The organism is Streptomyces sp. NPDC031479 (assembly GCF_055581065.1).
On the sequence record NZ_JBVIKC010000001.1, the window covers coordinates 232,944 to 249,668 of the forward strand.

General features: G+C 73.4%; 14 protein-coding genes. 2 read left to right on the plus strand and 12 right to left on the minus strand.

The window, feature by feature from the left end; genetic code table 11:
• Window positions 1–26 precede the first annotated feature (26 nt).
• The 10 genes from ACZ5D2_RS01155 to ACZ5D2_RS01200 form a co-directional block, all read right to left on the minus strand.
• Complete coding sequence (locus tag ACZ5D2_RS01155) at window positions 27–1,127, minus strand: potassium channel family protein (RefSeq protein WP_371677682.1); 1,101 nt, start codon at window positions 1,125–1,127, stop codon at window positions 27–29.
• Window positions 1,115–2,398, minus strand: a complete 1,284-nt coding sequence (locus ACZ5D2_RS01160) for a molybdopterin molybdotransferase MoeA (RefSeq protein WP_371677683.1) — start codon at window positions 2,396–2,398, stop codon at window positions 1,115–1,117. Before ACZ5D2_RS01160 ends, ACZ5D2_RS01155 begins: the two co-directional genes overlap by 13 nt.
• The gene (locus ACZ5D2_RS01165; RefSeq protein ID WP_371677684.1) at window positions 2,395–3,270 is read right to left on the minus strand and encodes an NTP transferase domain-containing protein; all 876 of its coding nucleotides are present in this window, start codon (window positions 3,268–3,270) and stop codon (window positions 2,395–2,397) included. Before ACZ5D2_RS01165 ends, ACZ5D2_RS01160 begins: the two co-directional genes overlap by 4 nt.
• Before the next feature lie 678 nt (window positions 3,271–3,948).
• Window positions 3,949–4,491 (minus strand): bacterial proteasome activator family protein, encoded by a 543-nt coding sequence (locus tag ACZ5D2_RS01170; protein WP_468926315.1) that lies wholly within the window; start codon window positions 4,489–4,491, stop codon window positions 3,949–3,951.
• 82 nt (window positions 4,492–4,573) lie between these two features.
• Window positions 4,574–7,333 (minus strand): FtsX-like permease family protein, encoded by a 2,760-nt coding sequence (locus ACZ5D2_RS01175; protein WP_371681221.1) that lies wholly within the window; start codon window positions 7,331–7,333, stop codon window positions 4,574–4,576.
• 101 nt (window positions 7,334–7,434) lie between these two features.
• Window positions 7,435–8,226 (minus strand): ABC transporter ATP-binding protein, encoded by a 792-nt coding sequence (locus ACZ5D2_RS01180; RefSeq protein ID WP_371677686.1) that lies wholly within the window; start codon window positions 8,224–8,226, stop codon window positions 7,435–7,437.
• A gap of 25 nt (window positions 8,227–8,251) precedes the next feature.
• The gene (locus tag ACZ5D2_RS01185; RefSeq protein WP_371677687.1) at window positions 8,252–8,908 is read right to left on the minus strand and encodes a PadR family transcriptional regulator; all 657 of its coding nucleotides are present in this window, start codon (window positions 8,906–8,908) and stop codon (window positions 8,252–8,254) included.
• A 108-nt stretch (window positions 8,909–9,016) separates the two neighbouring features.
• Window positions 9,017–9,574, minus strand: coding sequence for a hypothetical protein (locus ACZ5D2_RS01190; protein ID WP_371677688.1), 558 nt, complete (start codon window positions 9,572–9,574; stop codon window positions 9,017–9,019).
• A gap of 185 nt (window positions 9,575–9,759) precedes the next feature.
• Complete coding sequence (locus ACZ5D2_RS01195; protein ID WP_468926320.1) at window positions 9,760–10,185, minus strand: hypothetical protein; 426 nt, start codon at window positions 10,183–10,185, stop codon at window positions 9,760–9,762.
• Between the two features lie 151 nt (window positions 10,186–10,336).
• The gene (locus ACZ5D2_RS01200) at window positions 10,337–12,001 is read right to left on the minus strand and encodes a protein kinase domain-containing protein (RefSeq protein WP_371677690.1); all 1,665 of its coding nucleotides are present in this window, start codon (window positions 11,999–12,001) and stop codon (window positions 10,337–10,339) included.
• A 226-nt stretch (window positions 12,002–12,227) separates the two neighbouring features.
• Here ACZ5D2_RS01200 and ACZ5D2_RS01205 point away from each other — a divergent pair, with 226 nt between their 5' ends.
• Window positions 12,228–13,841: a protein kinase domain-containing protein gene (locus ACZ5D2_RS01205; RefSeq protein ID WP_468926324.1), complete on the plus strand. Its 1,614-nt coding sequence runs from the start codon at window positions 12,228–12,230 to the stop codon at window positions 13,839–13,841.
• A 73-nt stretch (window positions 13,842–13,914) separates the two neighbouring features.
• On the opposite strand, the gene ACZ5D2_RS01210 is transcribed toward ACZ5D2_RS01205, so the two are convergent.
• Together ACZ5D2_RS01210 and ACZ5D2_RS01215 are read right to left on the minus strand one after the other, a co-directional pair.
• A complete protein-coding gene (locus ACZ5D2_RS01210; protein WP_371677692.1) occupies window positions 13,915–14,358 on the minus strand; it encodes a pyridoxamine 5'-phosphate oxidase family protein in 444 nt (147 codons plus the stop codon).
• Between the two features lie 173 nt (window positions 14,359–14,531).
• Window positions 14,532–15,191 carry a response regulator gene (locus tag ACZ5D2_RS01215; RefSeq protein ID WP_371677693.1) on the minus strand — a complete coding sequence of 220 codons (660 nt, stop codon included), beginning with the start codon at window positions 15,189–15,191 and terminating at the stop codon, window positions 14,532–14,534.
• A gap of 325 nt (window positions 15,192–15,516) precedes the next feature.
• On the opposite strand from ACZ5D2_RS01215, the gene pdhA reads away from it, so the two are divergent.
• A complete protein-coding gene (gene pdhA / locus ACZ5D2_RS01220) occupies window positions 15,517–16,725 on the plus strand; it encodes a pyruvate dehydrogenase (acetyl-transferring) E1 component subunit alpha (protein ID WP_371677694.1) in 1,209 nt (402 codons plus the stop codon).

Consider the following 16,725-nt stretch of genomic DNA (forward strand, 5'->3'; position numbering starts at 1 on the left):
CAGTACGGTCCGGGCCGATTCCCCGGTCAGTCCGGCGGGCCGAGAGCGACGTGATGGGTCGTCGGAGGCGCTGCCCGCACGATGGTGATCAGGCGGTCCGTCAGCTGGAGGGGGCTCGCGTGCGGGTCGTCGTAGGCGAGGAGCCGGTGCCCGCGCAGCACGCTGATCACCAGGTCCTCCGTCTCCCGTACCCCGCGCCCGACTTCGGCCTTCCGGACGGGCCGTTCGATCAGGTCCAGGCCGCTGCCCTGGTGGATCAGGTCCTCCATCACGGTGCCCGCGCTCGGACTCAGCACGGACAGGCCCAGGAGCCGCCCGGCCGCGCTCGCGCTGGTGATGACCGCGTCCGCGCCGGACTGCTTCAGCAGTGGGGCGTTCTCCTCCTCGCGGACCGCCGCGACGATCTTCGCCCCGCGGTTGAGCTGGCGGGCCGTCAGCGTCACCAGCACCGCCGTGTCGTCGCGCTGCGTGGCGATGACGATCTGACGGGCCTTCTGGACCTCGGCCCGCAACAGGACGTCGGAGCGGGTGGCATCGCCGACGACCCCCGTGAACCCCTCCGCGTTGGCGCTGTCGATCACCTTGGCGCTGGGGTCGACGATGACGATCTGCTCCCTCTGGAGGCCGGTCGCCAGCAGCGTCTGCAGGGCCGAGCGGCCCTTGGTGCCGAAGCCGACGACGACCGTGTGCTCACGCAAGTTCTTCCTCCAACGGCGCAGCCGCCATTCTTCGCGGGTGCGTTCCGTCAGCACCTCCAGCGTGGTGCCGACCAGGATGATCAGGAACAGCACGCGCAACGGGGTGATCACCAGGATGTTGATCAGCCGTGCGCTGTCGCTGTACGGGACGATGTCGCCGTAGCCCGTCGTCGACAGGGTCACGGTCGCGTAGTAGAAGCAGTCGAGGAGGTCGACCTCCTCGTTGGCGTTGTCGTGGTAGCCGCCGCGGTCGAGCCAGACGATCAGGACCGTCAGGAACAGTACGCACAGCGCCATCAGCAGCCGTTTCGCCACCTGCCGCAGCGGCCTCTCGACCACACGGTTGGGGAGCTTGATCCGGCGCGAGACGAGCTTCTCGTCCGCGTCCCGGGCCATGGCGTCGTCGCCGTGCAGTTTCACGTGAAACATCCCCCCGAGGCCCAGGGCAGGTCGAGGACCTCCACGTCCTGCCCGGACCGCACGCCGTGCGGCGGTACGACGGCCAGCGCGTCGGCGCCGGCCACTCCGCGGAGCATCGCCGGGCCGTTGTAGTGCAGCGGTACGGCGTGCTCGTCGGTCAGCAGGACCGGCACCAGCCGGGTGTCGTACGGGTGGCCCTGCACGTCGCCCTCGACGGACACCGTGTACCGGGGCCGCTGGCGGCGCCCGGCGAGGGCCCGCAGCAGCGGCTCGGCGAGGGTCAGCAGCCCGGAGACAGCGGCCAGGGGGTTGCCGGGCAGCCCGACCACGTGGCGCCCGTCGGTCCGGTCGCCCAGGCGGGCCAGCAGCATCGGATGCCCCGGCCGCACGGCCACCCCGTCGACGAGCAGCTCGGCCCCGGCGCGCTCCAGGACGGGGTGCACGTGGTCGACGGGGCCCGAGGCGGTGCCGCCGGTGGTCACGACCAGGTCCGCGGTGGACCCGGTGACCGCGGCGAGCAAGGCCTCGGCCCCGTCCGGGTCGTCGCCGAGCCGGCGGGTGCCGACGACCTCGGCGCCGAGCCGGGTCAGCCACGGCCCGAGCATGGGGCTGAGGGCGTCCCGGATCAGGCCGTCGTGGGGAAGGCCCTCGGTGAGGAGCTCGTCGCCCAGCACCAGGACCTCGACCCGGGGGCGGGGCCGGGTGAGGAGTTCGTCGTACCCGGCGGCCGCGGCGAGGCCGAGGACGGCCGGGGTGACGAGGGAGCCCGCGGGCAGCAGCAGGTCGCCGGAGCGGCATTCCTGGCCGCGCGGACGGATGTCCTGTCCGGTGCTGACGGGCCGGGCCGGGTAGAGCTGGCTGCCGGACTCGCGGGCGTGCTCGCTGCGGATGACGGCGCTGGTGTCCGTGGGGATCCGGGCGCCGGTGGCGATCCGTACGGCCTCGCCGTCGGCGAGGGGGGCGGGTGGCTCGGCCCCGGCCAGGACCCCCTCGCCGGGGCGGATGTTCCAGGGACCGGGTCCGGCGACGGCCCAGCCGTCCATGGCGGAGGTGTCGAAGGACGGCAGGTCGCCGAGGGCGTCGAGGGGTGCGGCCAGCACCTCGCCGTGCGCGTCCGCGAGGGCGACCCGGTGCGTGCGGGCCCGGACGAGCGTGCCGGCGCGGGCGGCGGTCTCCCGAGCCTGCTGCCAGGGCGCGGCGCGGTGGCCGCCGCCGTCGGGGGTGCGGCTGACCAGCGCAAGGGCCTCGTCCAGGGCGTTGTCGGCGTCGGTACGGGTCATCCGGAGCCGTTCTCCTCGGGGTGTGGGGGCTGGGCCTCGGCGGCCCAGCGCAGGGCCAGTTCGGCGGCCTTGCGGGAGGCTTCGGCCACGGCCTGGGCGGGGTCGGCGCCCGCGGCCTCCGCGCGCGCGGCCGCGTAGCCGACCAGGAAGGTCGTCAGCGGGGCGGCGGGCCGGGCGACGCCGTGGGCGGCGTCACGGGCGACGTCGAGCAGGGTGGTGATGTCGACGTCGACGTCGATGCCGAGTTCGTTCTTGGCGGCGGTGATCCATTGCTCCAGCACGCTTCCATGCTCCCTGATCCGGGCACGGGCCGCCGCCAGGTCTTCCCAGGTGTCGCAGTCGAAGGAGGCGAGGGGCTCGGCCGAGGTGACCGTGGCCAGCCGCAGTTCGGCGGTGAGCGCGCGCAGCGGGAGTCCGCCGAGGTGGCCGTGCTCGGCGGCGAGCAGAGCCGCCCCGCGGCGCAGCGGTTCGGCCCGGTACGCGGCGACCAGGGGCTGGTCGCGGCCCTCGGGGTCCCTCAGCAGGGCCCCGTCGCCGGGGCCGGCGGACGCGGCGGCGAGCAGGGCCCGGACGGTGTCCCGGTCGAGGAAGGGCAGGTCGGCGGAGAGTACGAGGACCAGCTCGGCGGTGGTGGCCCGCAGCCCGGCGTCCAGCGCGGCCACGGGGCCGCCGCCGGGCGGGTCCTCCAGGGCCCAGCGGACGGGGCGGGCGGTGGGCCTGCGCGTGCCGACCACGACGGTGGCGGTGGCGTCCGCGCAGGCGGCCAGGACGCGGTCGAGGAGGGAACGGCCGCCGACGGGGAGGGCGGGCTTGTCGGCCCCGCCGAGCCGCCGGGCGGCGCCGCCGGCCAGGACGATGGCGTCGTAGGTCATGCCCCGAGTATGCGGCGGGCCGGGCGGGAGCGAAGGGGGGCCCTTACGCGCGATTTACGCGGAGCCGGGGCATGCCGGGTTCCGGGGCGTGCCGGGTTCCGGGAGCCGGGCGCCCGGTGCGGGACGCCACGGCACGGACCCGCTCCCTCGCGCCGTCCGGGCCGGGTGGCCCTCGGTGCCGGCCGGGGGCCGGACACCGCGGGGGCCGTTCCCGCACCTTCGTGCCGGCCGGGCCGGACACCGCGCGGGCCGATCCCGCACTGTGCCGCGCGGCGCCGCCCCAGTGGCCCGGCGGGTACGAAGTGGGCCGGTCCGTGGCCTTCTTGGCGTGCCGGGAGCGGCCGGGCGGCGCAGTGTGGTGAGGTCATCGGGACGGCCCGGGGGCGGGTTCGGCTGTCCGGCACGGCCCGTGGCGGGCGGCGGCGGCCGTCACCCCGCTGCGGCCCGGAGCCCTGACGGGCGGTCATCACGCTGACGACGGGCGCGCGGTGTGCCCCCGTCGTCCGGGGCGGGGCCACTGCCGGTCAGGCCCGGTACGGCTGCCGCCGCCCGGTGGCGACCCCCGGCGCCGGAAGGGGCTCCCGCGTACACGACGTACGCGGGAGCCCCTCCGGACCGCGGTGTTTCCCCCCGGCCCCGGCGACCGCACGGCACGGCTGCCCGGGGTCCGGCGGGTGCCTACAGGTACGGGCCCGAGCGGATCGCGCCGTGGGGGCCGCCGTCCTCGTCCTCGTCGTGCGAGGCACCCGCCGGCAGGGCGCGGCGCATCTGCTCCAGCTGGGCCCGCGCCGCCATCTGCTGCGCGAACAGGGCCGTCTGGATCCCGTGGAAGAGTCCTTCCAGCCAGCCCACCAACTGCGCCTGGGCGATCCGCAGTTCCGCCTCGGACGGGATCGCCTCCTCCGTGAAGGGGAGGGACAGGCGCTCCAGTTCCTCGACGAGCTCCGGGGCGAGGCCGTCCTCGAGTTCCTTCACCGAGGCGGCGTGGATGTCCTTGAGCCGGACCCGGCTCGCCTCGTCGAGGGGTGCGGCGCGCACCTCTTCCAGGAGTTGTTTGATCATGCTGCCGATCCGCATGACCTTGGCAGGCTGTTCGACCATCTCCGTCACCGGGACCTCGCGCGACTCGTCATCGGCGCCGCCGACCGCCGTCCCGTCCTGTCCCACGATCAGGACGTGCGGGGGACTGTCCTGCGACCGTTCACTCCTCGGCATCTCCATGCCGTCATTCTCTCGCACACCGTCTTACTCACACGGTGTGCCCCCGTACGGGCGTGATCCACCCTGTACGGGGGCCGCAACCTCAGCCCGCCGCCCGGCGGGCCAGCGTGCCGTTCGAACGGGTGACCAGGGCCGCCAGGAGGGCCGCGCCGAGCGGGACCAGGACCAGGAGTCCGGCGATGGTGTCCCAGGGCACCGAGATCGGCACGTAGATCTCGGCGTCGCGCGCCGTGGCGAAGCCCAGCTCCAGGCCGTGCTCGACCAGGCGCCGCTGCTCGTTCTCCTGGGTGAGCCGGAGCCCGACGGCCGGCAGGATGCCCGCCGCGGCGCCGAGCACCACGCCCATCAGGGCGACCACCCCGCACTGGAAGCCGCTGAGCGTGCGCCGTACCCGCGGGGCCGCGCCGACCGCGGCCAGCGTCTTCAGGTCGGCCTCGGAGTCCGCCTGGGCCAGGCCGGTCGCGATGCCGGCCGCGCCGATGGTGACCAGGCCCGCGAAGACGCTGAGCGCGAGGACGCCCACCGTGCTCTGCCCCTGGTAACCCGACTCGATCTTGACCCGGGCGTCGGCGCCCAGCCGGTCGATGTCCCCGTCGAGCCGTTGCCGCTGCTCGCTGCCGGCCTTCCCGTCGAGGCGGAAGTACGAGCCGACGGGGGCGGTGGCGATGCCGGCCGCCTTGGCGGCGGCGGGCGGGACCACCAGGTGCACGCCCCAGGCGTTCGTCCCGGCCGGGGCCGTGTGGACCGTGAGCCGCTTGTCCTCACCGGGAGGATCGGCGCGCTTTTCGAGGGCCGCGTCGGCCGCCGCCGGATCGGTGACGATCCGCAGGGTGACCTTGCCGTCCTTGACGATGCGCGGGTCGAAGGCCACGGCCCGGCCCTCCTTCAGGGCCGCCACGGAGCCGGGGTCGGTGACCGCCAGGACGGACATCAGCTTCTCGTCGGCGACGACGGTCTCCGAGACGGCGATGAAGTCCCGTACCGCGCAGCGCGGGTCGTCCTGCCGCAGCCGCTTGACCTCCGCCGGGGGGAAGGAGGCGGGCCCGTGTTCGGCCTCGCTGAGCGGGCAGCGCTGCTCCTTCGGGGTGATGACCTCGACCCGTCCGCAGCCCGGCTCCGAGGAGCCCTGGGAGCAGCCCGGGTTCCCGGCGACGAGCCGGTCCGCGTCGGCCCGTACGGCCAGCGGCAGGTCCTTCGCGAGGGTGTCGCGCAGGGCCGGTACGTCCTTGTGGCCGCGGTTGTCGCTGGCCATCAGGTAGCCGGAGCCGGTGGGGAGCTCGGCGGTGTACTCGTGGCGGGCCTGGACGTCCTTGCTGTGCTGGTACGTGGAGACGGCCACGGTTCCGGCGACGGCGGCCAGGACGGCGGCCACGGCGGGTGCCGTACGCCCCCGGTTGCGGACGGAGTCGCGCAGGGCGAGCCGGGGCGACAGCGGCAGCAGCCGGCCGAGCCGCCCGAAGAGCCCGACCAGCACCGGGGTGAGGGCGACGACGCCCAGTTCGGCGAGGGCGCTGCCGCCCGAGACGAAGGTGGGGCTGATCCGGTACTCGGCCCCGTAGAGGGCGATCGTGACGCCGCCGGCGATGGCGAGCAGGCCGATGACGGGCAGTACCCGGCCGGCCCGGCGGACGCCGCGGCGGCCGGTGAGGGAGGCCAGGACGGTCTGCCGGGAGGCGGTGACGGCGGGGGCGATCGCGGCGAGCAGGCCGGTCAGCACGGCGAGCCCGGCGATGCCGAGGATCTCCAGCGGGCGGACGGAGAAGCCGCCGAAGCGGCTGCCGATCTGCTCCTCCAGGACGGGCCGCAGCCCGAGGGTGAGGGCCGTTCCGATCGCGGTGCCGACGAGGGCGGCGGCGGCTCCGATCACCAGGCCGCCGGAGAGGACCACGGCGCGGATGTGCCGCCTGTCGCCGCCGTTGGCGCCGACCAGGCCGAGCTGGCGGCGCGAGCGCCGGGCGCCGACCGCGAAGGCGGGTCCGGCGAGCAGGCAGACCTCCAGCATGGTCAGACCCACGACGGTGGCCAGGACGGCCTGCTCGGTGACCTTGCCGCCGTCGTTGTTCTCGGCGTAGCGCTCCTTGGGCTCCTGCTTGAACAGGGGCACCTCGGCGTCGGCGGGCGGGCGCCGGGTCACGGCGCGGGAGTCCACCAGGGCGCCCTTGGCGTTGGCCGCCATGACGGTGTTCCACGTGAAACCTTCGCCACCCGTCGAGACCAGGTAGGAGGTGCTGGTGTGGAGCCCGCTTCCCGCGTCGGCCCGCAGGGCCCGGTCCAGCGGGGCGAACAGGGTCCCGGGGAGGGCCAGGAGCTCGGGGGTGCGCAGGCTGGACGGGAGCTCGTAGGCGCCGACGATGCGGTAGGAGGAGGGGGAGCCGCGCGGGGTGGCCGCGGAGCCGACGTGCAGCCCGGACTCCTTGAGGAAGGTGTTGGTGGCGATGACCTCGCCGGGGCCCTGCGGCAGCCGGCCGCGGTCGAGCGTGATCAGGCCGCGGGTCAGCGGGCTGTGGACGTCCAGTTCGCGCAGTTCGGTCATGAGCAGTCCGTGGGCGCTGTGCACCTTGATGTTGCTCTTGCCGTCCTCGGCGACCTGGGCGCCGGCCGGGATCGCGTCCTTCAGCGAGGACGGCTTCTTCTCCGGGGCGGGCCGGTACTTCTCGTAGCCGCCGACGGGGGCGTAGCGCCGGCCGTCGGGGTGCTGGAGGATCGGGCCGTCGAGGCCGGTCTCGGAGAACCGGGCGTCGGCGGCGCCGATCTGACGGGCCAGCTGCTGCTCGGTGGTCAGCTCGGAGCTGCGCAGGGTGAGGTCGGCGGCGCTCACTCCGACGATCGGCAGGGCGATCATCGACAGGACCAGGACGCTGCGGCCCTTGGCGCGCCAGGCGTCGCGGCGGGCGATGCGCAGGGCCGCGGCCCAGGGGTGGTACCAGGAGCCGAACAGTGAGCTCACAGGCCGGCCGCCCGCCCGGAGAGCAGCGAGTCGGCCCGGCTGCGCAGGGTTTCGTCGACGACGCTGCCGTCGCGCAGGAAGACGACCCGGTCGGCCCAGGCGGCGAAGCGGGGTTCGTGGGTGACGAGGATCCCGGCCGCGCCCGCGTCGCAGCGGGAGCGCAGCAGCGCGAGGACGGATTCGCCGGTCTCGGAGTCGAGGGCGCCGGTGGGTTCGTCGGCGAGGACCAGGCGGCGGTCGCCGACCAGGGCGCGGGCGAGGGCGACGCGCTGCTGCTGGCCGCCGGACATCTCGTCGGGGAAGCGTTCGGCGAGGGAGCGCAGGCCGATCTCGTCCAGGGCGGTGAGGGCGGCGGCGCGGGCCCGGCGGGCGGAGGTGCCGTCGAGTTCGAGGGGCAGGGCCACGTTCTCGGCTGCGGTGAGGGCCGGGATGAGGTTGTAGTCCTGGAAGACGTAGCCGATGCTGCGGCGGCGCAGGGCGGCGAGCTGCCGGCGTCCGGCGGTGGTGATGTCCACGCCTTCGACGATGACGTGGCCGCTCGTGGGGGTGTCGAGCCCGCCCGCGAGGGTGAGCAGGGTCGACTTGCCGGAGCCGGAAGGGCCCATGACGGCGACGAGTTCTCCGGCGTGGACGCTCAGGTCGATGCCGCGCAGGGCGTGCACCTCGGTGGCGCCGCTGCCGTGGGTGCGGACGAGCCGGTCGAGCTGGAGTACGGGCTGGGACGCGGACCGGGGCACGGTGTGGCCCCCGGTCTTGGGTATGGCCCGGGAACGGTGCTGGTTGGGCATGAGGGATCCCCCCTGGAAGGGTGCTTCAGCCGCGCCGCGTACGGGCGCTGCGGGGCGGGACGGCGGTGGCGTCTGCGGCGGGGCCGGTGGTCCGGGGTGCGTCCGGGGCGGCCGGCGGCGCGGGCTCGGCGGCGGCGCGGGCGGCCAGCCGGACCAGCCGGGACTCGGAGTGGTCGAGCCAGCGGGCCTCGGCCTCGGTCTGGAAGATGAGCTGTTCCAGGACCAGGAGCCAGGCCAGGTCGTCGCGTTCGTCGGAGCGGCCGCTCTCGATGGCGGTGACGGCCTGGGCCTTGAGCCGGGTGTAGTCCTGCATCGCCTTGATGGTGGCGTGCCGTTGGGACTGGATGACGGCGCGGATGTCCACGCCGGGGGCGCCCACGGCCATGGCGAGCTTGATGGAGAGCTCGTCGCGGGGCGGGTTGGTGCGGTCGACCGGGCGTTCGTACCACTCGCGGAGTTCGGCGCGGCCGGTGTCTGTGATGGCGTAGAGGGTGTGCCCGGCGGTGTCCTCGCCGCCGGGCGCGACGAGCCCGTCCCGCTCCAGGCGGCCGAGGGTCGTGTACACCTGCCCGACGTTGAGCGGCCAGGTGGAGCCGGTGCGGGATTCGAATTCGGAACGCAGCTGGGACCCGTAGCGGGGGCCCCGTTCCAGTAGGGCGAGAAGCCCGTGACGGATCGACATACTGAGTATGTATACCTTGGCATACCCAGTATGTATACCCGGTATGGCCCGCGTGGCGCGGTGCGCGGGCCCGCCGTGGCGGGGCCGGTGCTCCGGCCGTGCCCCCGGCTAGCGCCCCTGGCGCAGCCGCGCGCCCATGTACCCGAGGCCCAGTCCCATCAGGGCCAGTCCGGTGCCGAGTGGCAGCATGTGCGCGGCCAGGTCGGCGGCCCGTCCGTTGGGTTCCGCGCCGACCGCGGTGACCGCGGAGGGGTCGGGGTGGCTCGGGGCGGGGCTGCGGGCGGAGTTCCGGGAGGGGCTCCGGGCGGGGTTCGGGGTGGCGCCCGGGGGCGTGTGCGCGGACGCGGCCGGATCCGGGTTCTGGGGCCGCGGGCGGGCCGGGTGCACCGCGTGGGGGGCCGCGGCGAACTCGGCGGCGGGGGGTTCCTCGGCGGGCCTCCCGGGGTGTTCCCGGCCGACGCCGGCCGCGCTGCCGGCGAGCTCCTCGTAGGCCTCTTCCGGTACTTCGGCAACCGGGACGGCCGCCTTCGCCCCGGCCGTCGTCGCGGCGAGGGCCGCGGGGGCTCGGGCGGGGGGCGGCGCTCCCGCGGGCGCGGCGGCCAGCAGCGCGGCCCCGGCCAGCAGGGCCCCGGCGGTCCAGCGCGGCGCGCGCGGGCGTCGAGTCACGGGGAGCCCCTCCCCTTCCGTGCGGCCGGGACGCGGGGACGCCGGGGCGGCGGGACCGAGGCGTCGGAATCGAGGCGTCGGAATGACGTCCTCAGATTTGCATAATGGGGCAAAACCGGCATCCCGGGCCGTCCGTGAGGGTGGCCCGGGGCGGAGCCCAGTCCTTCGGGTGCCTCGGCGACGGCCTAGCGCAAGGGGTTGGCCGACGAGGCGGACCCGCACAGCTGCCGGTAGCCGCGGTCGTCGAAGGCCGCGGCCTCCACGCCGACGCGGGAGATGCCCCGGGCGTCGTCCAGCGAGGTGGTCCAGCTCTGGCTGCTGCCCGAACCGTTGGCGTTCAGGCGCCACTGCCGGTAGTGGGTGTGCCCGGCGGTGTCGAGCGTGTAGAGGCGTACGCCCGCGATCCGGGAGTCGTCGGCGGTGTCCACGGCCGTCAGTCGCAGATCGCGCAGGGCGCCCCGGCCGGCCCAGGTCCAGGTGGCACTGCCGTACGCCCCCGGGGAGGAGCAGTCGGTGCTGGTGGAAGCGGCGGCGGACGCGGGTGCGACGAGCAGGGCGCCGGCGGCGGCGGCCACGGCCGAGACGGTCAGCGAACGGAAGACGGTGCGCAAGGGTTCCTCCATCGTGTGGTGGAGGAACCCTCCCGTGACCGGGGTCCCGGCGCACCGAGGCGCACCGGCGCACGCCGGGGCGTACGGCCGCGTCCCGGGGCGCGTGGCCGCGCCGTCCCGGGGAACGCGGCCGCGCGGGGCCCCCGGCGTCCTACTGCGGGTCGCCGGTGGAGACGACCAGGGTGAACTCCGTCCCGTCCTTGGGGACGTCCGAGCTCGCCGCCGGCAGCTGCTCCAGGACGGTGTCCTGCCCGTAGACCGCCTCGTCGCGGTCCTGGATGGTGAACCTCCAGCCCGCGGCCTGGATGCACTCCTTCACCGAACGCAGGTTCTTGTAGCGGAAGTCCGGTGCCACGACCTTCGAGGCGTCCTTGTAGGACTTCGTGGGGCTCTTGCACTTCTCCAGGTCGATCGTGCGCGAGGTGTCCGGCCCCTTGTGGCCCGCCGCCGCGGGAGCGGACGCGGACGCCGACGTGCCCGGCGAGGCCTCGTCGCCGTCGCCCTCGTCGCCGCCCGAGTTCAGTACCGCGATCAGGCCGCCGATGGCCAGCAGGGCCACCGCGATCGCCCCGACCACCACCGGGGTGTTCCGCTTCCCGCCACCCGTCGAGGAGGCCGACGGGGCGGACGTCGGGGAGGGGGAGATGGTGAACGGCGGCGGGGTCTGCGGGGCGTACTGCTGCTGCGGCGCCGGGGTGTGCGGGTACGCGTAACCGCCCTGCGCGTGCTGCTGCGGCGGGGGCGTCGGCGCGTACGGGGACGGCGGCGGGGTCTGCGCGCCCGGGTACGGCTGCTGGAGCGACTGCGCCGACGGCGCCTGGAACCCGGAGTCCACCGGCGGGAACACCGCCGAGCCGACGCCCGCCCCGCTGCCGCCCGGACCGGCGCCCGGGACGATGGCCGGAGCCCCGGTCTGTCCGGCCGACATGACCCGCGAGATCTCGTCCCGCATGGCCGAGGCCGTCGGGAAGCGCTCGTTCGGGTTCTTCTTCAGGGCCCGCGCCACCAGGGCGTCCATGGCCGGGGTGATCGAGCGGTTGATGCTCGACGGAGCCACCGGCTCCTCCTGGACGTGCGCGTACGCGATCGCCAGCGGGGAGTCCGCCTCGAACGGGATCCGGCCCGTCAGCAGCTGGAACAGCATGATGCCGACCGAATACAGGTCGGACCGGGCGTCCACGCCCCGCCCCAGCGCCTGCTCCGGCGAGAGGTACTGCGGGGTGCCGACGACCATGCCGGTCTGCGTCATCGAGGTGACCCCCGACTGCATGGCCCGCGCGATGCCGAAGTCCATGACCTTGACCACGCCGCGCTTGGTCATCATCACGTTGCCGGGCTTGATGTCGCGGTGGACCAGGCCCATCTCGTGGCTGGTCTCCAGCGCGGCCAGCACGTCGGCCGTCACCTTCAGCGCCTTGTCGGCCGGCATCGCCCCGTACTGGTGGACGTCCGCGTCGAGGACGGAGCCGAGCGGCTGCCCCTCCACGTACTCCATGACGATGTACGGCATGACCGTGCCGTCGGCGCCGGAGGAGCCGAACGTCACCTCGCCCTCGCCGGTGTCGAAGACCGAGACGATATTGGTGTGCGACAGTTTCGCAACAGCCTGCGCTTCCCGCCGGAAGCGCTCGCGGAAGGAGGCTTCGCGCCCGAGTTCGCTGTGCAGGGTCTTGATGGCGACCTGGCGGTCGAGCGCGGAGTCGTACGCGAGGTAGACCGAGGCCATGCCCCCCTCGCCCAGCAAATCCCTTAGCTGGTAACGGCCACCGGCCAGGGAGCCGCCTGCGTACCGGCCCTGTGTGCCGTCCTGGCTCATGACTGTTGCTTCCCCTCGGGCTGTGTCCCTACGCGTCTGGCTGAGCGCATGTCGCGCCCAGTCTGCCGGAGGGCAAGCACACGTCAAGCCGGTGCCCGCTGCGTGACCATGGGGCCACAGGGTGTCTGTGTCCGAACGGTGACCGGTTCGGAGGCTGTAGCGTTCATCGGAGCACCCGATGAGGACCCACCGCTAGAGCGGACGAGAGAGACGACGGCGAGGACTGATGGCACCCGAACCCGAGGGAAACGGCGCCGGGATGGCCGACGGTCCTGAGCACTGGGGCGCCGGCGGCCTGGTGGGCGACGGACGTTACCGTCTCACCCACCGACTGGGCCGCGGCGGCATGGCGGAGGTCTTCGCCGCCGAGGACGTGCGCCTCGGCCGCACCGTGGCCGTGAAGCTGCTGCGCGCGGACCTCGCCGAGGACCCGGTCTCCAAGGCCCGCTTCACGCGTGAGGCGCAGTCGGTCGCCGGACTGAACCACCACGCGGTGGTCGCCGTGTACGACTCGGGCGAGGACCAGGTCGGCCCGAACGTCGTCCCCTACATCGTGATGGAGCTGGTCGAGGGCCGCACCATCCGCGACCTGCTGATCAGCGCCGAGGCCCCCGGGCCCGAGCAGGCGCTCATCATCGTCTCCGGCGTGCTGGAAGCGCTGGCGTACTCGCACCAGCACGGCATCGTGCACCGCGACATCAAGCCCGCCAACGTCATCATCACCAACACCGGCGCGGTGAAGGTGATGGACTTCGGCATCGCCCGCGCCCTGCACGGCGCGCAGTCGACGATGACCCAGACCGGCATGGTCATGGGCACCCCGCAGTACCTGTCGCCGGAACAGGCCCTCGGCAAGGCCGTGGACCACCGCAGCGACCTGTACGCGACCGGCTGCCTCCTCTACGAACTCCTCGCGCTGCGGCCCCCCTTCACCGGTGAGACCCCGCTGTCGGTGGTCTACCAGCACGTCCAGGACGCGCCGGTGCCGCCGTCGCAGCTGCCCGAGGGCCACTCGATCCCGCAGGAACTCGACGGCCTGGTCATGCGGTCGCTGGCCAAGGACCCGGACGACCGCTTCCAGAGCGCCGAGGAGATGCGCGGGCTCGTCCAGTACGCGCTCCAGATGCTCCAGGACCAGGGGCCGAACACCGGCACCTGGAACACCGGCCCCGTCACCATGTCGCTCCCGCACGGCCAGCCGGGCGGCGCGGCCACCACGGCCATGCCCGCGGGCGGCAACGGCGGCCCGCGTCCGCAGTACAACGCGCACGCCACGACCTCGCAGTTCCAGCAGCCGATGGTGCCCCCGCTCAACCCCGACGACGGCACCGCCTTCCCCGGCGGCGGCGGTCACGGCGGTCCGGGCAACGGCCACGGCGGGTACGGCGGGTACGACGGCGGCTACGACGGCCGTCGCGGCGGCCGGTGGAAGATGTGGGTGTTCGCGCTGCTCGCGGTCCTCGCGATCGCCGGCGGTGTCGCGTACGCGGTGAAGACCGTGGGCAACACCGGCAAGGGCGACGGCGGGAAGCCGGGCACCAGCCAGAGCTCTCCGGGCACCACGCAGAGCAGCCCGAACTCGACGCCGGACACCCCGTCGAACCCGCCGAGCACCGACTCCGGCGGTTCGCACGAGGAGACGTTCACGCCGACGCCGAGCCGCACCAAGTACACGCCGACGACCAGCCCGTCGTCGACCGCCGTCACCACCCCGCCGCCGGACACGAAGTCCCCGACGGCCCCGCAGACGACGCCGCCGACCAAGCCGCCGACGACGCCCCCGAAGACGGTGCCGCCCACCTCCGGTGGCGGCGACAACCCGGCCGGCGAACCGCAGTAACCACGCGGTCGGATGTACGGAAAAAGGCCTGGCGGAATTCATTCCGCCGGGCCTTTTAACGTGAATGCGCTGATCAGAGCATGTGCTGGTACTGCCGGTCCGGCAGAGCGCGCCGGTCCCGGCCGTCCGGACGCCCCGTCAGGGTGTGCACGGTGACGAGCTGGGGTTCGATTCGCATGTAGACGGGGTCGAACACCGTGCCGTCCGCGAAATGCGGAGTCGGACCGAATAGTTCCAGTTCAGCGGTGGTCGGTTCGACGATCCGCGCGGTCCCGGTGAACTGCACCGACCAGAGGTGGGGGTCCGGGGAATTGGAGTTGTCCGCCCCGTACGAGACCACACTGCCGTTGCACGCCTGGTGGTAGCCGAACCCGGCGTGCATTCTCAGCACGACCTCGCCGTCCACCACGATGTGGCGGGCCAGGGCGAGGAAGGGCAGCGCGCGCATGCTCGTGGCGACCCGGCCGTAGGGCACGCGGCGCAGCAGTTCGATGGCGTGGAGTTCCTCCGGTGACATGCGGACCACTCTCCGGCACCGAGGGGCCTCGGGGAAGAGGAGCCGGCCCCGATGATCGGGGACGTTGGTCCCGAATGACACGGCCCGCCCGGTGGCACCGGAGCGACCGGGCGGCGCCGGCGCCCGCCGCCGGCTCGAAGGGCGGTCGGGCCGGGCCGGAGGTCCGCCGGAGACTAGCGCTTCTCCGCCTGGAGGCGCGCCACGTAGGCGGCGGCCTGGGAACGGCGCTCCATCCCCAGCTTCGACAGCAGGCTGGAGACGTAGTTCTTGATGGTCTTCTCCGCGAGGTGCAGCCGCTCCCCGATGACGCGGTTCGTCAGGCCCTCGCCGATCAGGTCGAGGATCTTGCGCTCCTGCTCGGTGAGGTTCGAGAGGCGGTCGTCACCCTTGCCGTTCTTGCCGTCGCGCAGTCGCTCCAGCACCCGCGCGGTCGCGACCGGGTCCAGCAGCGACTTGCCGGCCGCCACGTCCCGTACGGCGCTGAGCAGCTCGTTCCCCCGGATGGCCTTCAGGACGTAGCCCGAGGCACCGGCCATGATCGCGTCGAAGAGGGCCTCGTCATCGGCGAACGAGGTCAGCATCAGGCACTTGATGTCCTCGTTCTGGGAGCGCACCTCGCGGCAGACCTCGACCCCACTGCCGTCCGGGAGCCGTACGTCGAGAACGGCCACGTCGGGGCGGGTGGCCGGGATGCGCACGAGCGCGTCCGCGGCGGTACCGGCCTCACCGACGATCTCGATGTCGTCTTCTACCGACAAGAGCTCATGAACGCCCCGACGTACCACTTCGTGGTCGTCCAGGAGGAATACCTTGATTTTTCCGTCTTCGTGCACAAAGTCATCTTCACACACTCACCCCTTCCCTGGCGGAGTTACCCGGGATAACGTGCCGTTGTTCCGGCCCCCTGCAAGGCTGTGACCAGTCGTTGTTCCCACAGCCGCCGATTTACTTGGATATCCAAGCAAAAACGCAGGTCAAGTGGGGTTTCGCAGTTATGCGACGCACTGGGTAACGTGCATTGCGCAGGGCACTCGCCGGGGCACCTGTCACGCCTGAATCCCGTACGTGCCGTGCACCCACCCCGTGCCCGGGTACGGATACAGGTGAGCCGCACTGGTCCCCGGAGAACCCGGGTGCCGGACCGACGGAGGAGCACACGTGACCGTGGAGAGCACTGCCGCGCGCAAGCCGCGACGCAGCAGCGGCACCAAGCGGGCGGCTGGCGCGGCGAGCGCCCGCAAGACCGCCGCTGCCACCGCACAGCCGCACGACGCCGAACCTCAGCTCGTACAGCTGCTGACGCCCGAAGGTGAACGGGTCGACGCCGGGGACCACCCCGACGTCGCGGAGTTCGCGCCCTTCGTCGCGGACATCACCACCGAGGACCTGCGCGGGCTCTACCGCGACATGGTCCTGACCCGCCGCTTCGACGGTGAGGCGACCGCTCTCCAGCGCCAGGGCGAGCTGGGCCTGTGGGCCTCGCTGCTCGGCCAGGAGGCCGCACAGATCGGCTCCGGCCGGGCCCTGCGCGACGACGACTACGTCTTCCCGACCTACCGCGAGCACGGTGTGGCCTGGTGCCGGGGCGTCGACCCGACGAACCTGCTCGGCATGTTCCGCGGCGTGAACCACGGCGGCTGGGACCCGAACACCAACAACTTCCACCTGTACACGATCGTCATCGGCTCGCAGACGCTGCACGCGACCGGCTACGCCATGGGCGTGGCCAAGGACGGCGCCGACTCCGCGGTCATCGCGTACTTCGGCGACGGCGCGTCCAGCCAGGGCGACGTCATGGAGGCGTTCAACTTCTCCGCCGTGTACAACTCGCCCGTCGTGTTCTTCTGCCAGAACAACCAGTGGGCGATCTCCGAGCCGACCGAGCGCCAGATGCGCGTGCCGCTCTACCAGCGCGCCCAGGGCTTCGGCTTCCCCGGCATCCGCGTGGACGGCAACGACGTCCTCGCCTGCCTCGCGGTCACCCGCTGGGCCCTGGAGCGGGCCCGCCGGGGAGAGGGCCCGACCCTGGTCGAGGCGTTCACCTACCGCATGGGCGCGCACACCACCTCCGACGACCCGACCAAGTACCGGCGGGACGAGGAGACGGCGGCCTGGGAGTCCAAGGACCCGATCCTGCGCCTGAAGGCCCACCTGCTCGCCTCCGGCGGCGCCGACGAGGCCTTCTTCGCGGAGCTGGAGGCCGAGAGCGAGACGCTCGGCAAGCACGTGCGCGAGGTCGTGCGCTCCATGCCGGACCCCGACACCATGGCGATCTTCGAGAACGTCTACGCGGACGGGCACGCGCTCGTCGACGAGGAGCGCGCGCAGTTCGCCGCCTACCTCGCGTCCTTCGAGGGTGGGGAGTGA

What these genes read in the sequence shown, in the direction of transcription:
- ACZ5D2_RS01155 (WP_371677682.1), bottom strand. Translation starts at nt 1,127, where the DNA reads ATGTTTCACGTGAAACTGCACGGCGACGACGCCATGGCCCGGGACGCG.
- ACZ5D2_RS01160 (WP_371677683.1), bottom strand. Translation starts at nt 2,398, where the DNA reads ATGACCCGTACCGACGCCGACAACGCCCTGGACGAGGCCCTTGCGCTG.
- ACZ5D2_RS01165 (WP_371677684.1), bottom strand. Translation starts at nt 3,270, where the DNA reads ATGACCTACGACGCCATCGTCCTGGCCGGCGGCGCCGCCCGGCGGCTC.
- ACZ5D2_RS01170 (WP_468926315.1), bottom strand. Translation starts at nt 4,491, where the DNA reads ATGGAGATGCCGAGGAGTGAACGGTCGCAGGACAGTCCCCCGCACGTC.
- ACZ5D2_RS01175 (WP_371681221.1), bottom strand. Translation starts at nt 7,333, where the DNA reads ATGATCGCCCTGCCGATCGTCGGAGTGAGCGCCGCCGACCTCACCCTG.
- ACZ5D2_RS01180 (WP_371677686.1), bottom strand. Translation starts at nt 8,226, where the DNA reads ATGCCCAACCAGCACCGTTCCCGGGCCATACCCAAGACCGGGGGCCAC.
- ACZ5D2_RS01185 (WP_371677687.1), bottom strand. Translation starts at nt 8,908, where the DNA reads ATGTCGATCCGTCACGGGCTTCTCGCCCTACTGGAACGGGGCCCCCGC.
- ACZ5D2_RS01200 (WP_371677690.1), bottom strand. Translation starts at nt 12,001, where the DNA reads ATGAGCCAGGACGGCACACAGGGCCGGTACGCAGGCGGCTCCCTGGCC.
- ACZ5D2_RS01205 (WP_468926324.1), top strand. Translation starts at nt 12,228, where the DNA reads ATGGCACCCGAACCCGAGGGAAACGGCGCCGGGATGGCCGACGGTCCT.
- ACZ5D2_RS01210 (WP_371677692.1), bottom strand. Translation starts at nt 14,358, where the DNA reads ATGTCACCGGAGGAACTCCACGCCATCGAACTGCTGCGCCGCGTGCCC.